The organism is Parabacteroides distasonis ATCC 8503 (assembly GCF_000012845.1).
GTDB lineage: Bacteria > Bacteroidota > Bacteroidia > Bacteroidales > Tannerellaceae > Parabacteroides > Parabacteroides distasonis.
Window position 1 is genome coordinate 4,232,162 of record NC_009615.1, and the last position, 20,205, is coordinate 4,252,366.

Genomic DNA, 20,205 nt, shown 5'->3' on the forward strand with positions numbered 1-20,205 from the left:
TTTTCGCTATTCGCTCTGTAAGGCATTTACGGGATTACGGGATGCCGCCTTATAACTATGCCTGCTTACGGTCAGTAGCGTAACCATCAATACGATACCGCCGGACAGCAGGCATGTTCCTATGGATATGTCCACCCGATATACGAAATTCTCCAGCCAGCAACTCAGCGAATACCACGTGATAGGAACGGCAATCGCGAAAGCGATCCCTACCCAGCCGATAAACCGACGATTTAATAGATACAAGATCTCCCCGGCCGTAGCCCCGTTTACCTTACGGATACCGATTTCTTTCGTACGCTGCTGGATGGCATAGAGAGCCATGCCGAATAATCCGAAGGCGGTTAGCAGGAGGCTGATGATCGAGTACATGATGAGCAAATGTGCCAGTTCGATCGTTTTTCGGTTAGATAACATAAATTCCTCGTATATATCTTGGTATTCGAAAGGTACGTTGGGATTGATCTTTTCCCATGTTTGTTGCAGTAAAGCTAGAGCCTCGGCTCTGTGCTCTTTTTTCAGTCGGACTTGGACGAGGTTATAGGGGGGAGTATGCGTTAGGTAGGTCAAGCTAGGGTAAACCTCTTGTCGTAAGGTTCCTGTATATAGATTCTCCACGATCCCTGCTATAATCGCTATCGGTTCTCCCTCCTTTTCCATCTTCCCGAATTCAGTGTCGTAAAGGCGGACAGGCTTACCCACGGGATTCTCGCCTTTGGGCACGAGCAAACGTGCGTATTGTTCGTTAATATAGACGGGTGTGCTGTATTGTTTTAGAGCCTCTCGCTCTGAGAGCCCTTGAAGAATGTTTATCTTCATAACCTTTAGGAAAGTACTATCACCTTCGTATTGGCCTAGCGTATAATTTAGTTCGTTTCCGTTTTCGTCTTTCAAGACCATTGTCCGCAAGTTGAACTGTATGATCCCGCTTCTCGAAAGGCACATCTCTTCTATGGAAGGATAACGCCGGATCTCTTCAGAGAAGGTCTGTATATGATTCCCACTCCAGTCGGCTATTTCGATGAGGTCCCGGTAACGTTCACCGTTTGTCTGAGTGAGCGTTAGTTGCTGCCGTACGGTTAGCGTGGCGAATACCAGAGCTATTGAGATGGCGAATTGTAAGATGGAGAGCCCGCTTATGATTGTCCGCTTCCGGGTACCGGTGGTGAATGATTTATACTCGGAATGGGAAAGGGAGTTGATCTTATGGCTCATATATAATGAGGGGATAATGGATAGAGCTAGGATGAGTGCCACGATCACAGGTAAGACCTGTCCACTAAAGAAAAATCCCAAGGAGATACGTCCGGAAACGATCCGGTTGAAAGCCGGCAGGAAATCTAGTGTAAGTAACAAGGATAAAAAGAAAGCGATCAGCACGGTAAGGAAAGTATCCAAGAATAGCTGGCGATGGATTTGCCCAGCCGATGCTCCCATCACCTTCTGGGTGTAGATCATCCTTACCTGTTGCAAAATGCGGGAGAAACTTAGGTTGGCATAATTGAAACAGGCGATCACGAGGATTAGGATGGCTGAGAACAAACCAACGTACAGTAAGTCTTTCTGGTTTCGGTGGATATAGGGGATGTATTCTTGTGTATAGGTTTGCTCTTGGAAATAACTCTCTTGGAGGGTATAGAAATAATACTGTCCGGTTCCGTTGAAAGTAGGTACCTTATCATCCTTTAGTTTTTGAGTGAACGTATCAATGTTGAAGAGATCGTTTACCAGTAATAAGGTAGGGCCGCCATTGAATTGGGAGGTAGTACCTGCCAATGCGTTGAACTTCAAGAATGATTGAGGGTACTCTTTGATAACGGCGGCGACCTCGTAGGTAATCGTCTCGTTCTCATAAGCGTACTTTGCCGAAAAGGTTTTACCGATAGGATCCTCGTTCCCGAAGAATATCTTCGCTTGGTATTCGGTCAACGCAATTGCGTTTGGTTGGGTTAATGCCTTGTTTATATTTCCTGCCATTACCTTGTAAGGGAAAAAGCGAGGAAAGGAGGGATCAGCTCTGACGATCGAGATTGGGTCGAAGCGCTTTTCTCCTATCGTGATGGAGGCGGCATTGTCTATGTTCAGTCGTAAATAATCCTCAACTTCAGGGTATTGGTCTTTTAGCTGCACAGGGATCTTCCCTTTAATAAAAGATACTTTCTCTCCGGAGGTCAAGGGAGAGTCTTGTGCCATATAGATGATATGCGACTTATTGGGATTATGGGCTTCTATCCTAGATTCATAAATGACGTATGAGATCAGTAGGTTGGTACAAGTGATGCCTGCCGCCAGACTCAATAAGGAAATGACGGCGAACGTCTTGTTTCGCCACCAGCTACGGAATATAAGTTTTAGAGATATGGATTCCATGGTTTTATCTGTTTGTTGGTTCAAAGCTATCCGGTTGCGTGGAATATGGCAAATAAAATCGGAGGAAACGTTCGTAAAGGACTGGATTTGTCTAAATATTGGACACTGAGAGCCGGGAAAAGATCGTATCTTTGCGTGCGAAAAAAGAGGAGGCTTCATGCGTAACGCGAAGATTATAGTCGTAGATGACAATGAGGCGGTATTGAGAAGTCTGCGGACGATCCTGTCCCATGAGTTTAAGACGATCGTTACCGTATCATCTCCTGTTCTATTGCCTGCCCTTTTACGGAATGGAGATGTAGATATGGTTTTACTGGATATGAACTTCGGCGCTGGAAAGCAAAGCGGTGGGGAAGGGCTTTTCTGGTTGGATCGTATTTTGGAGCTTAAGAATCCTCCGGCCGTTATCTTGATAACCGCTTTTGGGGATATCGAGTTGGCTGTATCTTCCCTTAAAAGGGGAGCCTCGGACTTTATCGTGAAACCTTGGGATAACGAGAAACTTATTCAAACCCTTGTCCATGTGTGGGAACACCGTATGGAATCAAATACAGATAAGGCTTCATCTGTGGCCGAATCTCTTATTAATGCATTGCTAAAGAAATATACGGAGGCTTATGCGAAACCATTGCCTCGTCTGACAGCGGAGGCGGTCGATAAGTTATCCGATATGGCCGGGCGGGGTGATTTGGCCTTGTTGCAGCAAATCGTCGAACGTACGGTCTTACTTGTGGATAAATGCCGTTTGGATGCCGATGATTTCTATGTGGAGGAGCTTTCGGAAGTCTCCCATCCTTGTACGTTGGAGGATATGGAACGGCAGTTTATCGCCGAGGTATTGAAAGAAAAGAAAGGGAACCTGACGCTTGCGGCTCAACAATTGGATATTAGCCGCCAGACCCTTTATAATAAGATGCGGAAATACGGATTGTAGATTATAAGGAGAGTAGCTATGGTTAACCGGAGTTTATACTTGAAGATTATAGGAATCGTCTCCTTGATCGTGTTTCTCGCGTTACTTGGGTCCGTATTGTTGATAACCGGTACCTCTTACTTCTTATCCTTTGTATGTCTGTGTATTATCCTGTTGATAACTCTGTTACTAATCCGGTGGATGAACGGTATAAACCGTAAGATAGCTACCTTCTTTGAGTCGGTTCGTAATGGGGATACAGCTTTGCGGTACCCAAATAAAACGAATGATCCTTTTGTAAAGGATTTGTATACGGAAATGAACCGGATTATCCTCCTATTCAGTCAAAACCAGAGTGAGATGGAAGAGAAGCGTTTATATTACGAGAGTATCTTGCGGGTACTGACGCATGAGATTCGTAATTCGATTACGCCAATCCGTTCCTTGTCTGCTGACCTATTGAAATATTCCGATACATATACTCCGAAGCAATTACGGGAAGGTTTGGAGGTTATTCATGGGCAAGCGCAAAATTTATCCGCCTTCTTGGATTCCTACCATCGTCTGACGCATCTCCCGGAGCCGGAAAGAACCGAGGTGCCTATAACCTCTTTATTTCAGAAGATGGAACGGTTGTTGTGTGCCGAGCCGGGTAGCGACCGTATCCGTTTCTCCTCTGCGGAAGCTTTAACGGTACGTGTGGATCAAAACTTGATCGTGTTGGCTCTGATTAATTTGATCCGTAACGCATTACAGGCGATAGAGGGGCAAGCGGATGGTATCGTCTCCGTAGAAGCCTTGAAGACAGATGGTAGGGTATATATAACTATAACAGACAATGGCCCCGGTATTTCTCCTGAACTATTGTCTGCTATCTTTACGCCTTTCTTCTCTACGAAGTCCGGTGGTAGCGGCATCGGCCTCAGTATCTCCCACCGCATAATGCGCTTGCATGGCGGCGATTTAACCGTTGATTCCTTACCCGGTGTCCGTACCGAGTTTCGTATGAAGCTGTAATTGTCTGATCAATACCCCAACTCAAACGGTTGCTCTACGGCAGGTACGCCCTCGGACATCCATTTAGGCATCTTCTGGTTCTTCAGGTAATGGTTGAAGAATTGGAACATGCGGCGTTGGAAATCGATGCGGTTTGCCATATGCATCGGCCAATGCGGTTCACCTGTATAATTCAGTAACCAGCAAGGTTTACCTAACCGTTTCATGGCAACGAAATACTCGATACCTTGGTACCAAGGCACATGACCATCGGCATCGTTGTGCATGATCAATATTGGGGTCTGCACCTTATCCATCGTGAACAACGGCGAGTTTTCCAGATAACGAAGTGGAGAACTCCATGGCGTAGCTCCTAAACGGCTTTGTGTATGCTCGTATTGGAAAGAGCGGGCCATGCCGGAACCCCAACGGATACCGCCATAAGCGCTAAACATATTTACGACAGGCGCCCCAGACTCGATAGCGGAGAATAAATTCGTGCGAGTCGCTAAATAAGCTACTTGGTAACCTCCCCAGCTATGTCCTTGCGCACCGATCCCTTTTTCGTTGATATATCCTTTGGCGATCATCATGGTGATACCCGGCATCAAGCAGTTATAGCAGCTTTCTCCCGGATAACCATCTACATAGCGAATGTCCGGGTTGAAGATGACATATTCGTTGCTATTGTATAAGTGATAATCGATCGTAGAACGATGCGGTTCCGGCATACGGTAATTATATAAAGTCTCCGAATTCCGCTCGTAGAAGTTTACCATCATCGGGTACTTCTTGTTCGGATCAAAATTCGCCGGCTTATAAACGACACCTTCCAGTGGACGGCCGTCCAAGGAAATCCATGATACCAACTCGGCGGTACCCCAGATAAAACCTTCCTGCTGTTTGTCTCCATGCGTCAATTGCACGGATTTCTTGAACGCCAAGGTCGAATAGTGGATATCCGGGTATTGCTGGAAGGTTTCCATCGTATAGATCACGTCGTCCGTATTCTTCGCCTTGTTGATAGATCGCAACATATAGTTGCCTGCCAGCAAGGTCTTCGGGGCTGCTGGAGCGGAGAGGCGTGCGTTATAGAATCCGTATCCTTTCGTGGTCTCGTTGAATCCTTTTAATAATTGCGGTTTGCCGAGGTCGATAAAGCGAGCCTCTTTATCCAGTTGTTCCAAGCGGTAGGACAGTTTCTCCTTCCTTCCGTTCACGGTCAGGTTGATCGGTGAGGTAGCTGCGGTCGGATCGAATTTCCAGATGTCGTAACGATCATAGATCAATAGATTTTGATCGTTCGCGGTCCAGCCGGCGGCTCCATGCGCATAAGGATGATTAGGAACGTCGTTCTCCTCGTCCCAAGCCGGGAAGCTTTCCGGGGTGGTTAGGCGATATCGCTTACCTTCTGCCAAGGCGATCGTGTACCAGCAACTATCCGTCTCGCCATACCAATATGCGTATTTACCTTGTGGGGAGAGGCGGAAACGTCCATAATCCGCTTGGGCGATTTGCTTGCGCTCCCCGTTATCCAGCGATACGGTATAATAGTCGCTGCGTGTGCGGGCCTCCCACATGGAAGACAAAGAATAGGGACGGGAAGTGGAAAGGAGCGCCAAGGCTGCGTCACCCTCGTTACCCAATTGGATATTCGGTAATTCCTCATTCGCCAATTGGAAGATAGAGCCGTTGCCCAGATTATAAACCGCTTGATAGCTTTTCTTTAAGTCTTTTTCCTTGTTATAATTCTGTACGGTATATTGTACGGGCTCATCCCAACTCCAAACCTGTACGTTCGGACGATTCTCGGCTAGTTGGGTCGTGTCTTTTTGCCTCGGCTCCGGTGAGGTACCGAAGAACAGACGGGAAGCAGATTTCGAGAATTGAAGCATCCCGTTCTCATTGATTACCCATTCAGCGGGGAAAGCCTTGTTTCCACGGGTGGCGATTTCTTTTGCGGGAGCGTTATGCTCGGATAACCATAAGCTTAACGCTTTGTAAGAAGAATCTTTGTCGGCGCAATATAAGAAAGCTAGCCGTTCCCCTTTCTCGTCGAACGTGGTTTGTTTGAATACGCCTTTTCCCTCTTTGATGAGCGCCGGACTTCCTTTCTCCGGGTTCAAGGTGAATATACCTGCTTCTCCTTCCGCTGCGCTCGTGTAATATAGCATACCGCTTTTCTTGGCGAATTGGAAATCCGTTACGGTCGGGAACTGGAAGGTCTTGCTTCCATCCAGCGAACGGACGTACAACGTGGAGTCCTTCCGGCCTCTTTGATAAGCGATCCAATCCGCCTCGTCCGCTAATTTGAAGGTTTTGAGGGAGTCTATCGTCTCCTTTTTACCGGCGACGGAATAGATTACCAAGGTGTTCATCGGCATCTTGTCCTCTTTCGTCTTCAATACTTTCAGGGAATCTACCGTGGACTTTCCGGGTGTTTGCGTGACAACCAGATAACCCGAGGAAGCGGAGAACGCGAACTTATCGGCCGGAGAAAAAGTGGCGGTCTCTTGCCCTTGGGCCGCATACAAATAAACGGTAGCGTCACCTTCCCAAGGTTCCATCTTGCAAGCTACCCATTTTCCGTTGTCCGAGATCTCCCGGTCCGTGATTCGTTGCCAAGTGACTAGGTCATCAACTGTTAGGCTTTTAGAGGCGTTTTGCGCGAAGGCTGGGGAAAGACTTCCCAGACATGCTACAAAAGCCAAGTACTTTAAGTGTCTCATCATGGTTATGTATTGATTTTAAAACAAAGATAATGGCTTTATCAGAATCTTTGTTGCTTTTGACCGGAATTTGCTTCTGGAAAAACACGTACGTGTTTCCGAGAAAACATGTACGTGTTTTTTGTAAAAGTCGTACGTGTTTTCTGGACAAGGTAATGGCGTTTTTAATGTATTGATTATCAGTGTCCTTTTTGAGCGTTCTAATGATCGCAGTTATAAGCGGCTTACAATGGGCATTATAAAGGTGTTACATTGCCTATTGTAAAGACCTTATAATGGGCATTATGATGATAGGAAATTCCTTTGGTCAACGGTAGGAAAAAAGGTTTGTAAGTGGTTAGTTATTCACTTCCCAAGCCGTAAGTTATCCACTAGGTATAGCCGTTAGTTATTCACTCGACAAGCCGTTAGTTATTCACTTCCGAGGCCCAAAACGGGGGAGTTTATATTGAATATGTTATTTATTGCAAGGAGATATTTTAGTACGCTATTATAATGTACGCATGTACATTATATTATATATATGAAAATGATTGGTGAAAACGATCGTTATAATTAGTCATTTGCAAAGGTACGCGTTTCTTTGACTTCTGCAACCCTTCCGAGCTATTTTTTTGTTCCCTTATTCGCTTTCTTATCAATAGGATAGCCTATCCTTTACGAAACAACCGATTCCGTAAACGAACCTCCCGTTTTTCTTCTTTAAAAACGCAAGATCTAAACGATCGTTTAGACTAGTCGTTTTCGAATAGGAGGTGATCGGTTAATATGTTGAATGATATTTAATTAACACTATTATTAATATTTAAATTAGAGATTATGAACAAGAGAATTTCTACGTTGATGACAATGGGCTTGCTGACCGCAGGTGCATTGTTTACTACTGCGAATGCTCAAACAACCAAAGAAGCGGCAGATACCCAATTCAATGGCAGCAAGTATTATTATCTTGCGAATGAGAATGGCGGAACTTACAGCTACATTGGTGGACAGAGCGTGAAAAAAGGTACTGCGGAGCAATACACCGCATTGAATACTACGGCGGAAACTGATAAGGATGTAGTTAGTGGCGATGGTGCGTATTTATGGGCTATTTCTCATGTAACTCGTAATGGTAAATCCTATTTTACGTTTAAGAACAAGGAAACAGGTACTTTATTGTCTTTTGCCACGGATGGTACAATCACTACGACGGTGGATGCAGGCAAGGCTAATGAGTTGACATGGTTGGACGCAAACAAGTATATTCAAGCAGGTAAGGCTATCCAAGCCGTTGACGCTTCTCACCAAATCGGGCTTTCGGGTACAACTTGGTCAATGAACTCTAGCGGAGTAAATATTCAAGTTTTCGTACAGGATGCAGCTCCTGTTTCTGTTGATGACTTAAATGCGGCTTTAGGTAATGGTTTCGCTTTGAGTTTTCCGGCGATTAATCCACAGCCGAAGGAGAATATCTTCGATCAGAAGATTAGGGCTTATAACTTTGCTGGAGAGACTTGGGCTACAAACTTGTCTTTACCGTCAGGAACTTATTTCGCCGTATCTGCTCCGAAAGGTGGTATTGTAGATGAGGCAACTTTCAAGGCTTCTACCTTTATCGCTGTAGACCCGGTAAACCATTTTGGTATCAATGCGCTGAAGAGAGCGGATGGCGTTGGTTTCGCTTTCAAGTTGGTATCCGGAGAGAATTTGGTAATGACTGCAAACACGTCTAAGGAGCAAGTTTACGCCGGTAACGCTGCGTTTACGGTATCAGAGATGGATAACGTAAACAAACCGGGTGAATATACATTGAAACTGTCTTCCGTACGTGTGAAGAAAGATGCGGCTAAAGACGATCAAACTACAGTTCCTGATGTTTATGTAGACGCTATTACCTCTACAGGCACTACTTATGTAACAACGACTAGCAAGCCGACTACCGCAAAATGTACGATTAGCACTTCCAATATGCTGAAAGCTTCTGAATTGTTGAGTAAGGATGCGCCGTCCGTATTTAATGTATTGTTCGTAAGCAATGAGAAGAATGTGACTAAATCCGGTTCTTCCGAATACGGTAAGTACTTAGGTTTAAAAGTAGGAACGAGCGATTATGAGTTGTTCGCTCAAGGCCCGGATTATGTAAACTTGAACGCTCCGCAGAATCAGTGGGTAGTAACTAAGATTGACGGGCAGAAGTTCACGTTCACGAACCGTGAGGTAAATACCTATAATACTTCTACGGGTGCTGCCACAGGCCTTTCATTCACGGCTTCTTTACGTAAGACCGATGAGGCTAATGTTTACGAAGTAAATGCGGAGTCTAAGACATTCACTTATGCTTATGTTGCAAATAACTCATATACGATTTCTAATGACAAAGATTTGGCAACAGTAGATGGCTTGAAGATCAAATTGATCCCTGCTACGGTAACTCCTTCCGCAGGTTACGCTGATTATTCAGACGCTGAGCTTGCTGAGTTAGCTAGACTGAAATTTACGGTTGGATCGAATGTTCTTTATAAGGATTTGTACTTGAAAGCTAAATATACAGGCTCTACTCCTTCTTCTGTAGAGGCTACTCAAGAAGCGTTGGATGCCGCTGAATGGGAAATCATCAAGTTCGATTGCAGTGCCGCTGAAAGCGACGTGGCTAAATCCGATACGATCTATGGATCTACAAAATACGCTTATATCGTAAAAGACGAAGAGACTAAGACGAAAGACGTGAAAGATATCGCTATCGTATCTTACGCATTCAAATTGCATATGGACGGTAAGGCTTTCTATTTGAATGAAACTCGTGGAAGCTATTCACTTATTCAAGAAGATGACGTGGAAGACGCTCCTAGATTTATCGTGAAGGAGAACAAGAACGGTTCCGCTTATTTAATTAAGGCTGGTACAGAACGTAAATACACAGAGATCATTAATAAGAATACGCAAGGTTTGGCTTTGAGTAGTACGGATGGCAAGTTGACGCAGGAAAGTATTTATGCGACAGCAAAAGACGTAAAAGCTAGTTTCTTCGTAGTGAGAGATATCACGACTCCTTCCTTGCCTTCTGTTCTTAGACATGCTTCTTTCCAAGCATTGGAAGGTGGTTTCGTGGCTGTAGGCGAGGCTAACGACGCTGTTATCGCTCCGACAAGCGCAGATGCGGAGAACTTGACATTCTGGTTGGATACTGCTGATACGAAAGCTTATACTCCTTCATTCTATATCTCTAAGGGTGTTGATACGACAGCCAACGCTCCGAGAATGTTCTTGTATAACGCTAAGGATTCCGCTTCTTATTACAACCCGGGTTCTGCTAGCCTAGTAACAGACGATAGCTATAAGTTGGTGGATCGCACCTCTATCAAGGCTATTTTCCGCCCGGCTACTTTGGTAGGTATCGATACTTTGTCTACTACTGTAAAAGGTAAGGAAACAGAGGTGACCGCTAAGAATGGCTTGAACAACTTTAAGTTCCAGATCGTATTGAAAGATGCTACTGTAGAAGGTGAGTATATCATCAAGAGTTTATCTAGTTCAAACTATATCTTCAACTTGAACGGTAAACTTGGATTCACGAACGATAAATCAGAGGCTTTGGTCGTAAGCGTTGAGAACGGTATCATCCCGACCGGTAACGAGTCTATCGACAGCTCCGCCTCTTCTATCGTAGTGATCGGCAACGCCGGTTCCGTAACGATCCAAGGCGCTCAAGGCGAGACGGCTTATGTTCGTAACCTGTTGGGTATGCCATTGGCTGAGACAGTGGTTACTTCCGATAACGCTACGATCGCTGTTCCCGCAGGAATCGTTCTTGTAACGGTTGGCGACGAGACTGTAAAGGTGGTCGTTAAATAAGACATGTAAAGGAATAATGAAAAATAAATCGAAAATCATCCCCGTGCGGATTATCCAAGTATCCCGTGAGGGCGAACAAGCGGGAATGGATTAATATTAATACTAAAGTAATAAATTAAAGTTCATCCCTTAGTACTTCCGTGAGGAAGGAAAGCGGGAAAAGAATCAGCCCCGGTCGTTTGTTCGATCGGGGCTTACTTTTTCGGCTCAGTCCTCACTATATGGAAATCTTCACAGTCATATTTCCTATCGCAAAAGTAGGAGATGATAATAACAGTTGCAAGGACAAATAGTTAAAACATCTCAGATGTTCCATTATATAGGATTTTGCGATAGTATGATTTGTACTAATGATTCGTCCCCTCGAATAAATCCTTTGAATTGTTGGATAAGCCATTCTTTAGCTTGAACTGGTTGAACGTATAGCTAAGGGTCAAGCCTATCAACGGGTAATCGGGCCGGATTCGTGTTTTGGAAATCAAGTTCGAGGAAGTGATCGTATTGACATAACGGGCCGTATTGAAGACATCCCGGAAAGAGAGGGTGGCCGTCAACTTCCGTTTGAAGAATTGTTGCCGTATCGCTAGGTTGACAAACCAGAACGACTGGGTTCTTCCTTGGGTGGTTACGGAAGGGCCTACGAAATTGCCGTCAAGCTGTATCCTTGTGTATTTACCTGCCGTGAAAGCGTTGTTCCATGCGATCTCGTAATTGGTACTGGTCTCATTCTTCCCGTCCGTCTTATACTCGTTCTCTACCCGGTAGTGATAAAGGCTACCGTTTATTTGCGTATTCCACCAACTGGTGGCCTGCAAACTGCCCGATAGTTCTATTCCGGTGGAATAATCATGTCCCACGTTCGCCATGGAATCCAAGGTAACCCCGGCTTGGTAAGGAACCCGTAATCGTTCGATCTTGTCTTTGCGGGTTCGGTGGAATAGGGAGGCAGACAAGGCATTGTCGCCGGAAGTCAAGGAATAATTCAACTCGAAAGAATGAATGTACTCCGGGCGTATATCCGGGTTACCGATCTCGGCTGTATAGTAATCCTTGTAAGTGATGTATGGCTCCATGAAATAAAGCTCCGGTCGGGTCGTACGACGGCTGTAAGCGAATAGAAGCTTCTGATTTTGTGTGAGGTTATAACCGATATGGGCGGATGGGAACAACTCAAAACGCTTTTGTAGGCGGTTTGCCCAATCTTTGGAGCTACGTAATACTTGATGCGTATGTTCTCCCCGTAATCCTACTTGAAAATCAAAAGACCGGTAGCTATCCCCAACGATCGCATAAAGGGAGTTGATCCCTTGTTGGAAATAGAACGTGTTGTAAATATCGTCACGCCAGAAGAACTCTTTGGTATCCGGGTTCCAAAACTGCATACTATAATCGCCGTCTTCCGAGTATGAGAAATATTGATAACCCGCCTTGATTTGTCCGGTTTTGCTGTATGGAAATACATAATCGGCTTTCGCACGGACGGTCCAACGATGTTCGGCCTCCCACGCACGATGACCTTGCTGGCGTACGTTGTTTTTGTCGAACAGATCGCTTTGGAAATATTCCAGAGCGTCGCCTCCATATTTCAAGAAGAAGCTACCGCTAAGGTTATGCCCCTTATCATTGAACTTATGATCCACGGCCAGATTCCCTAGTCCGAAAGTCTCATGGATATCAAAGTCGTCAAGGCTCTTGAACTCTCCGTTCTCGAATTGCTCGCCATTAGCGGAACGTTCTTCCGTATATTCCAGATCCCCTTTTCGCTTGAGTCCGGCATATCCACCTTCCGTGTTAATGGAAAAAGTCGTTTGTTTTTGTGTATAGCTCCAACCTCCATTGAGAATATATGCGTAGCCGTTACTTTCACGGGGGCCATTGGAATAAGAAGTCGTTGTCGTATCGTTTACCAACGTCGTTTTCTCTTGGGTAAAATGACTTTTGCGAAGTCGGTTTCCCACATAACCGCCTATACGCCATTGAGACGCCTTGTTTTGTCCGGTCAACAAGAAATCCAAGGTCCGGCTCCATACCGTATTCCCGCTTAGGTTGATTACTCCGCTCAACCCTTCCCCGAAGTTCTTCTTGGTAATGACATTGATGATCCCGACATCACCCCCTGTATCATGTTGGGCGGACGGGGTAGTTATGATCTCTATATTCTGGATTTGTCCGGACGGGATCTGTTCCAAGGCTTGGGTCCCGGTAAATATACTGGGCTTTCCATCTACGTAGACTGTGAATCCGCTACTCCCCCGGAAGGTAACCTCTCCCTCGGCGTTCACCCGGATGGAAGGCGTGTTCTCTAGGATATCGACAGCGGTTCCTCCCGAGGAAAGCAGGTTGGAAGAAGCCTCGATGATCTTTTTATCCAGTTTATAGATGACTTGTTTCTTGTTGGCTACGACCTCCACTTCCTGTAAGCCTACCTCAAGCATTTGCATCGGGATAATACCCAGATCCTTGATTTGCTCTGTAAGGATAAACTCCTCTCCCATATAAACATCATATCCCAGAAAATGGATACGGATCGAATACGTTCCCGGTTTTACGGGCTGGATTAGAAAAGAACCGTTCGCTTCAGTCATAGCTTCTTCGACGATATGATCTCCATCATATAATACAACGTGAGCGTAGTCTAATGCCTTACGGGTGGTTTGATCGATTACGATTCCTTTAATACCCGGATTCGCATGGATAGATAGTAGTGCGCTAAGGAATACTAGCGATAGAAAAAGTTTTCTCATATTTTACATTCGTTTTAGAATTGATACCGCAAAGCTAGGGAAATAGGGAGGGAGCGGGCCGGACATATGTTTCATAATACCGTACAAATCGTTCAATCTTTCTGTTTTCTGTGATTTTCACCCACTTAATCTTTATATTTGGGGCATTAATCGGATGAATGGATGAGAATATACCTTTTACTGCTGTTTGTACTTATGGTAACGAGAACGCAAGCTACCAACGTTATTTTTGACCGGATAACAATGGATAGCGGGCTTTCTTCTTCTTCGGTGACCTCTATTTTGAAGGATCGTACCGGGTATGTCTGGGTCGGGACGACTGAAGGCTTGAACCGCTACGATGGATATACGTTTAAAGTATTCTTGCCCGTACCGGATTGTCCGGAAAGTATACAAAGCAGTTCTATCGATAAATTATTCGAGGATTCAGATGGAGGTATCTGGATCTTTTTTTCCTCGGGTGGGATTAGCCGTTATGACAGAGGTTCGGATACATTTCTGAATTTCACGAAAGAATGGCTTCGACAACAGTTACGTGTGTATGGTAGTCCTACTTGTTTCTCGGCCTCCGTTCCGGGACATATCTTTATAGGTACGGAGAACGGGATGTTGGAGTATGACGCTAAAGAGAAGAAATTGGTACGCCTTTCTTCGGCGGGTTCGGTAGTCTCGTCGTCTCCTGTGAATTGTTTGTATTCGGCGCCGGATCATTCGTTTTGGGTAGGGACTTTAGCTGGTTTTAGTTTGTATGACAAAGAAACAAACCACTTTCAAGATTATACGATACGGACAAATGACCGGGAGGATATCAATGCCGGCAATTTGAATGGCGTTAACGCGATCTATATCGACCGGTTTGATTATATGTGGTTAGGTACGGGACGTGAAGGGGCTTTTCGTTCGGTTGATATGGGAGAGCGAGAGATCTTCCAATCTGTCGGTCGTGAGGATACTCGGGTATATCAATTCTTGGAGACCGGTGATGGTGATTTCTGGATCGGACATAATAAGGGGACAAGCTTGATTAGCCGGATGAATCGGCTTGCCTTGCGATGTGAGCATTTCTTTGACCGGCCGGAGGATCTGGAACCTACGGGAGAATGCCAAGTGAGATCCATCTTCGAGAGTAAGGACGGAACGGTCTGGTTTGATGATAGCCGTTTCAATCAAGGTCTTTTTTATTATTCTCCGAAGGAGAGGAAAATGGGACAGTTGAGGAACGTGCCGGAAGACGCACATTCAATCAGCAGTAACCAGATTACCTGTTTGTTTCTGGATGACTCGGATCATCTGTGGGCGGGGCATTCCACGTATGGGGTGAGCCATGCGGATTTAACACCTTCCTTGTTTCGATATACCTTGGGATACACGGAAAAAGAGAATCTGTCTTCTCTTCATATCCTAGCCGTTTATGAGGATTCGGACCTGAATCTTTGGGTTGCGACCTCTAGGGGATTAGATCGGATTAACCATAAGACTTCCCGGGTAGATATGCGTTTTACCTTCTCACCCCAAAAAAGTCCGTCCTCTTTATCCGGAAAGATTATAGGTTCTATCCGTGAGGATTCGGAGCGGAACCTATGGATCAGTTATCAAGACGCCAACCCGGACCGGTTGAATCTGGATGATTTCCGAATCCGCCCTTTTATACCGGATTACCAAGTCTCTTATGATTATCCGATCAACTCGTTGTCGGAGTTATGTAACTTATGCGTGAGCGAAGAGTCTTGGTTTTGGGGAGGAGCGGATGAGGGGCGGCTTCGGGTGTGGGATACGAAGACGAGAGCGCTTATCACGTATCGATATATACCGGGTGAGATGAATCCCCTTGCGTCGAATCATATTCATTGTCTGTTTGTGGACTCTTCCGGTTATTTGTGGATCGGTACAAATGCGGGGTTGGATCAATACGACAAGCGAACCGGGCGATTTGATCATTTCACGGTACAGGATGGCTTATCGGGAAATATCGTACGAGGAATCCGTGAAGGCGAGCCGGGCATCCTGTTTGTCAGCACGAATAAAGGGCTGAGTCGCTTGGATATACAAAACCGGCATATCGTTAATTATACGACGGCAAACGGTTTATTATCGAATGAGTTTATGGGTGGCGCTTGCTGTAAGCGCAAATCGGGTGAACTTGTATTTGGCAGTAATGAGGGGATCGTTTCTTTTGATCCCGTTCAGTTAACGGACGGTTTGAGAAAAATACCTGAGTCTCTGCGAATCACGAACCTCACGATCGGAGACTCACGTGAGAAGCAAGGTTTACAGGTGGGTTTTATTGCGTTCGATTATTCTCATCCCCGTAGTATCCGATACCGGTATCGTCTGGATGGATATGATACGGATTGGCGGGAGGTGGACGCCAGCGATCGTACGGCTATATATAACCGTCTACCACCGGGAAACTATGTGTTTCGGGTGGAAACTTCCGGCAATGGTTCCTATTGGAGCGCTCCCATTACCGAACCTGTCAGGATCTTTCCTCCTTGGTGGCGGACGTGGTGGTTTATTTTGCTGGTATTCGTGGTTGTATGCGTACTGTTGTGTATCGCCTATAAGAGCAGGGTGCGCTGGTATCAACTTCGCCAAGCCGAGTTGGAGTGTAAGATACAAGAACGTACACGGCTGTTGAAACAGGCCAAGCAAGAACTGGAGGAAAAAGATGCGTTGAAAACTCGTTTCTTTATGAATGTCTCTCATGAGCTTCGTACCCCTCTGACGATAATCAAGGGATTGACGGAGGATCTGGAACGGCATTCCGGTTCAGAAGTATCTTGTGGAGATAAAGAGATTTTGCGTACGATCTCCCGGAATACCAATCGCTTGATTTGGCATGTCAATGAATTGCTGGATTTATCGGTATTGACCCGGGGAGTACCTTCCCCGCATATCGTTTGTGCGGATCTCAGCCGATTCTTAGAGGATATTTCGGAAACCTTTATTCCTTTGGCCGATTCCTATAAAATCGCGTTTACGTATTCGATTGCCCCGGATATCTCAATCGCTTATTTTGACAAGAATATCCTAGAGCAGGTTCTATATAATTTACTGTCGAACGCATTTAAGTATACGCCGGATGGTGGTTCGGTAAGCTTTTCCGCTTCATTGGAGCAAAGCTCATCCGATGCGGTCATGACTTTACGAATTACGGATAGTGGAATCGGCATTCCTCCCGAATCGTTACCGTATATTTTTGATCGATATTATAAGGGGGCATCGATAGCGTTTCGCCGCTCGGAGAGTTCGGGGATCGGCCTTGCGTACACAAAAGAGCTATTGGAGTTACATAAGGCAACCATTCAATGTGAGAGTGAATTGGGGAAAGGTTCTGTTTTTACGGTTGCCTTGCCTATATCGGAAGAGGCTTATCCTGAGGAGTGGTTGGAGTATTCGGAACCTAAAATGGAAGAGGTATCTTTGCGGGAATCAGTTCCATTGGAAGAAACAAACTCGGTCCCGGAGAATCTACGACAAACGCTTTTGTTTGTAGAGGATAATGAGGATCTATGTCGTTATTTGATGAATGCTTTTCAAACGGATTACCGGGTCGTGATAGCGAAAAACGGAAAGGTCGGCTTGGAGAAAGCCTTGGAGATCCTACCGGACGTGATTGTCTCGGATGTAATGATGCCGGTCATGAATGGGATTGAATGTTGCGAGGCTTTGAAAACGGATGAACGGACGGCCCATATACCGGTTATCCTATTGACTGCTTTAGCGGAAGAACGTCAACAATTGGAAGGGTATGGAGCCGGAGCGGATGATTATCTGCCTAAACCATTCAGTCTTGCTGTCTTAAAAGCGAAGATCAAGAATCTGCTCAAACGTAGTGAGCAACTAAAGTTATATTTCAGGGATCGGTTCGACTTGCGTACTCCGGAGCAAACCATCGCCGATCCGGATAAGGAATTTCTTTCGAAAGTGACAAAGGTCGTTCTGGCTCATTTGCAGGACCCGGAGTTTGATGTAGAGCTTTTCTGTTCCAAGATGGCGATGAGCCGTGCCAGCTTATTTCGGAAATTAAAGTCTACTACTGGTTGCTCCGCTTCCTCATTCACCCGTAATATACGTATAAAGCGTGCCGCCGAGTTATTGGGGCAGCACGCTTATTCGATTGGGGAGGTAGCTGCTCAGGTCGGCTTCTCCGATCCGAACTATTTTACCCGTTGCTTTAAAGAAATTTACGGGATCACTCCGAGTGAGTTTATTCAGACTTCACCGAGTTCACAGGATTCTCATTCGCCGCTTGCCAGTTCCGGAAAGTAACGGTACCGATCGTAACCGAGAGAATGATTAGGAAAGCTACGATGAAGACCCAAAGATGGAGTGGTGTTTTATAAGCGAAATTCTCTAGCCACTGTTGTGTTCCCATCCATGCTATTGGGATCGAGATGATGAAGCAAACGGAGACGATCTGGATATAAGTCTTGTTGAACATCAAAAGAATCTGTCCGGTAGTCGCTCCGTTGATCTTGCGGATACCGATCTCTTTCCGGCGGTATTGCGTCTCAAATAGCACGAGTCCGAATACACCTACGATAGAGATCAAGATCGCCATTATTCCGAATAGGGAGATTAGTTTACCCAGTGTTTGTTCTTTCTGATATAAATTATTTAAGATGGTGTTGTAGAAAGAGATCTCGAAAGGGAAAGTCGGATCGATCTCTTTCAATGTTTCCCGGACGTGGGCGACAGCTTCCTGTAAATTCGTTTTCGAATTGAAGCGGATATAGGATACCAATTTAGGATTGGGTATATCGTTATTCAATGCGAATACGAAAGGCGAGCTTGCGATCCGGCAAGAGTTAAACCGGAAATCCTTGCTGACTCCTAGAACCGTACGATCATTGAAACGATCTCCGGGATGTAAGTGGAAATCCCGCTCTGCCGCCGGATTGATGATATAATCACTTTGTGCCTTGTTTAAATCCTCCCGTGTAAAATCCCTTCCTTCCTCTACTTGGATATCCATGACGGAAAGGAAATTCTCGGAGGCATAGAATACCTTGAAGAATACATCCTTATCTTCATGACGGGCATATTCGAGATCGATCATGTCATCTTCTTTCGATAATTCGTAGACGGAGAAGGCCACATCCTCTATTCCCGGATAATCTTTAAGTTTCTGGATATATTGGGGCTTATGCTTGGCGTAGATCTCCGGTGTCAGGTTCACGATGGCTACTTGGTCTTTATTGAATCCTAGTTGCTCGCTAGAGGTCATGAAATGGTTCTGAAGTCCCATGAATAAGGTGACAATAATCAAGGCGATCGATACCGTGTATTGGAAACCGATCAGGGCGACACGTACTTTTTTCCCTTTGGGACTAAGACCGAAAGAGCCCTTTAGTACCAAGGCCGGCGCATAGGAGGTACTTCGTATAGCTGGATAAAGTCCCGCCAAGCAACCCGTCAAGATAGCGATCAGTGCAGTGAGAAGGATCAGGCCTTTGTATTGACTAAGACGTATATCCGCATCTACCCAATTAGCGATCGGTGTGTAAGACAAATCGTTTACGATGAATAAGGCGAGAATGTAGGATATCAAGCAGATCACGATCGATTCAATCAGTGAGATGGCTTGTAACTTATAGATGGAGCATCCTAATACCCGGTGCGTATTGATCGTTTTCAATCGTAGGGGAATCAACGAGGTTGTGAGATTGGTAAAATTGATTCCGGCGATGAATAAGATGAGGAAAGCGATACCCAGTAACACATAATTTGTCTCCCGGTGACCTTTCGGATTAAAGTCGAAAGTTGTATCATGCGTGTAATAAACATCCTTTAAGGGGGTTAGACGTAATGCGATCTCTTGCGCTGAACCCATTTGGCTTTTAGCGAAATCGAAAGTCTTGTTGAAATGATCCAATACCTCCTCTTTATTTAGGGGATCGTCTAGCGTGACGTATATTTCGTTGGCATACATTTGCCAAGAACTTTTTAATAGATCCAGTTGGTCCATCGGGACGTAAATACGGTTTTGTACCGTAGTATTTCCCGGGAAATCCTTATAGACACCCCCAATAGTAAGTATCGTGGTACTTACAGGTTGCCAGCCACTACTGCCGGACATCCGGATACGTTTACCGATAGCGGATTGTTTGTCGAACAGCCTTTTGGCGACACTCTCCGGAATGAGTACGGAGCCGGGAATGGATAGGCATTCGACGGAACCTTCTTTCATGTGGAAATCAAAGACATCTGAGATATTGGGTAGACAAAGCTGGAAGTTTTCCTTAAAGACTTTCGCTTCTCCTTGATCGTCTACTTCGTCGATTTGGCAATACCGTTCTCCTCCGTAGAATGGATAACGGTAGGAGTAATCCGTGATATGAGCGGATGAGTTAACAAAAGCATCGCTAAACATTAGGCAATGGATGGCGTTATGCTCGAATTCTCCGTGATTTGCCTCTAGCCGGAAGGTTCGGCCTGATTTGCTGTGCATGGCATCGTAATTCATCTCGTAATCCACCTGCATTACTATCAGGAGGAAAGCGGCGAAAGCGATTGTTAAGCCAAAGAGGTTTAACACGACAGCGGTCTTAAACCGCTTGAATAGATAAAGTAAGTTTCGAATCATTAGTTTCATTGTAACAGGTTTTAAATATAT

8 protein-coding genes are annotated in these 20,205 nt (G+C 45.3%); 4 read left to right on the plus strand and 4 right to left on the minus strand.

Annotated features, from left to right (window positions below):
• Positions 1–6: 6 nt before the first annotated feature.
• Positions 7–2,370 carry an ABC transporter permease gene (locus BDI_RS17330; protein ID WP_009275365.1) on the minus strand — a complete coding sequence of 788 codons (2,364 nt, stop codon included), beginning with the start codon at positions 2,368–2,370 and terminating at the stop codon, positions 7–9.
• Between the two features lie 157 nt (positions 2,371–2,527).
• On the opposite strand from BDI_RS17330, the gene BDI_RS17335 reads away from it, so the two are divergent.
• On the plus strand, positions 2,528–3,304 hold the full coding sequence (locus BDI_RS17335; RefSeq protein WP_008779184.1) for a response regulator: 777 nt from the start codon (positions 2,528–2,530) through the stop codon (positions 3,302–3,304).
• Positions 3,305–3,322: 18 nt separating this feature from the next.
• Complete coding sequence (locus BDI_RS17340) at positions 3,323–4,300, plus strand: ATP-binding protein (RefSeq protein ID WP_009275366.1); 978 nt, start codon at positions 3,323–3,325, stop codon at positions 4,298–4,300.
• Between the two features lie 8 nt (positions 4,301–4,308).
• Here the strand turns inward: BDI_RS17340 and BDI_RS17345 are convergent, their stop codons facing one another.
• Entirely contained in the window at positions 4,309–7,011 is a 2,703-nt protein-coding gene (locus BDI_RS17345) for a S9 family peptidase (RefSeq protein ID WP_009275367.1), read from the minus strand.
• An 816-nt stretch (positions 7,012–7,827) separates the two neighbouring features.
• Here BDI_RS17345 and BDI_RS17350 point away from each other — a divergent pair.
• Positions 7,828–10,842 (plus strand): DUF6383 domain-containing protein, encoded by a 3,015-nt coding sequence (locus BDI_RS17350; RefSeq protein ID WP_005859519.1) that lies wholly within the window; start codon positions 7,828–7,830, stop codon positions 10,840–10,842.
• Positions 10,843–11,189: 347 nt separating this feature from the next.
• Here BDI_RS17350 and BDI_RS17355 read toward each other — a convergent pair whose 3' ends face one another.
• Complete coding sequence (locus tag BDI_RS17355; RefSeq protein WP_011967335.1) at positions 11,190–13,586, minus strand: TonB-dependent receptor; 2,397 nt, start codon at positions 13,584–13,586, stop codon at positions 11,190–11,192.
• 162 nt (positions 13,587–13,748) lie between these two features.
• Between BDI_RS17355 and BDI_RS17360 the strand changes: the two genes are divergently transcribed.
• Complete coding sequence (locus tag BDI_RS17360; RefSeq protein ID WP_005859515.1) at positions 13,749–17,858, plus strand: hybrid sensor histidine kinase/response regulator transcription factor; 4,110 nt, start codon at positions 13,749–13,751, stop codon at positions 17,856–17,858.
• On the opposite strand, the gene BDI_RS17365 is transcribed toward BDI_RS17360, so the two are convergent.
• Positions 17,797–20,184, minus strand: a complete 2,388-nt coding sequence (locus tag BDI_RS17365; RefSeq protein ID WP_011967336.1) for an ABC transporter permease — start codon at positions 20,182–20,184, stop codon at positions 17,797–17,799. The genes BDI_RS17360 and BDI_RS17365 overlap by 62 nt on opposite strands.
• Positions 20,185–20,205 lie beyond the last annotated feature (21 nt).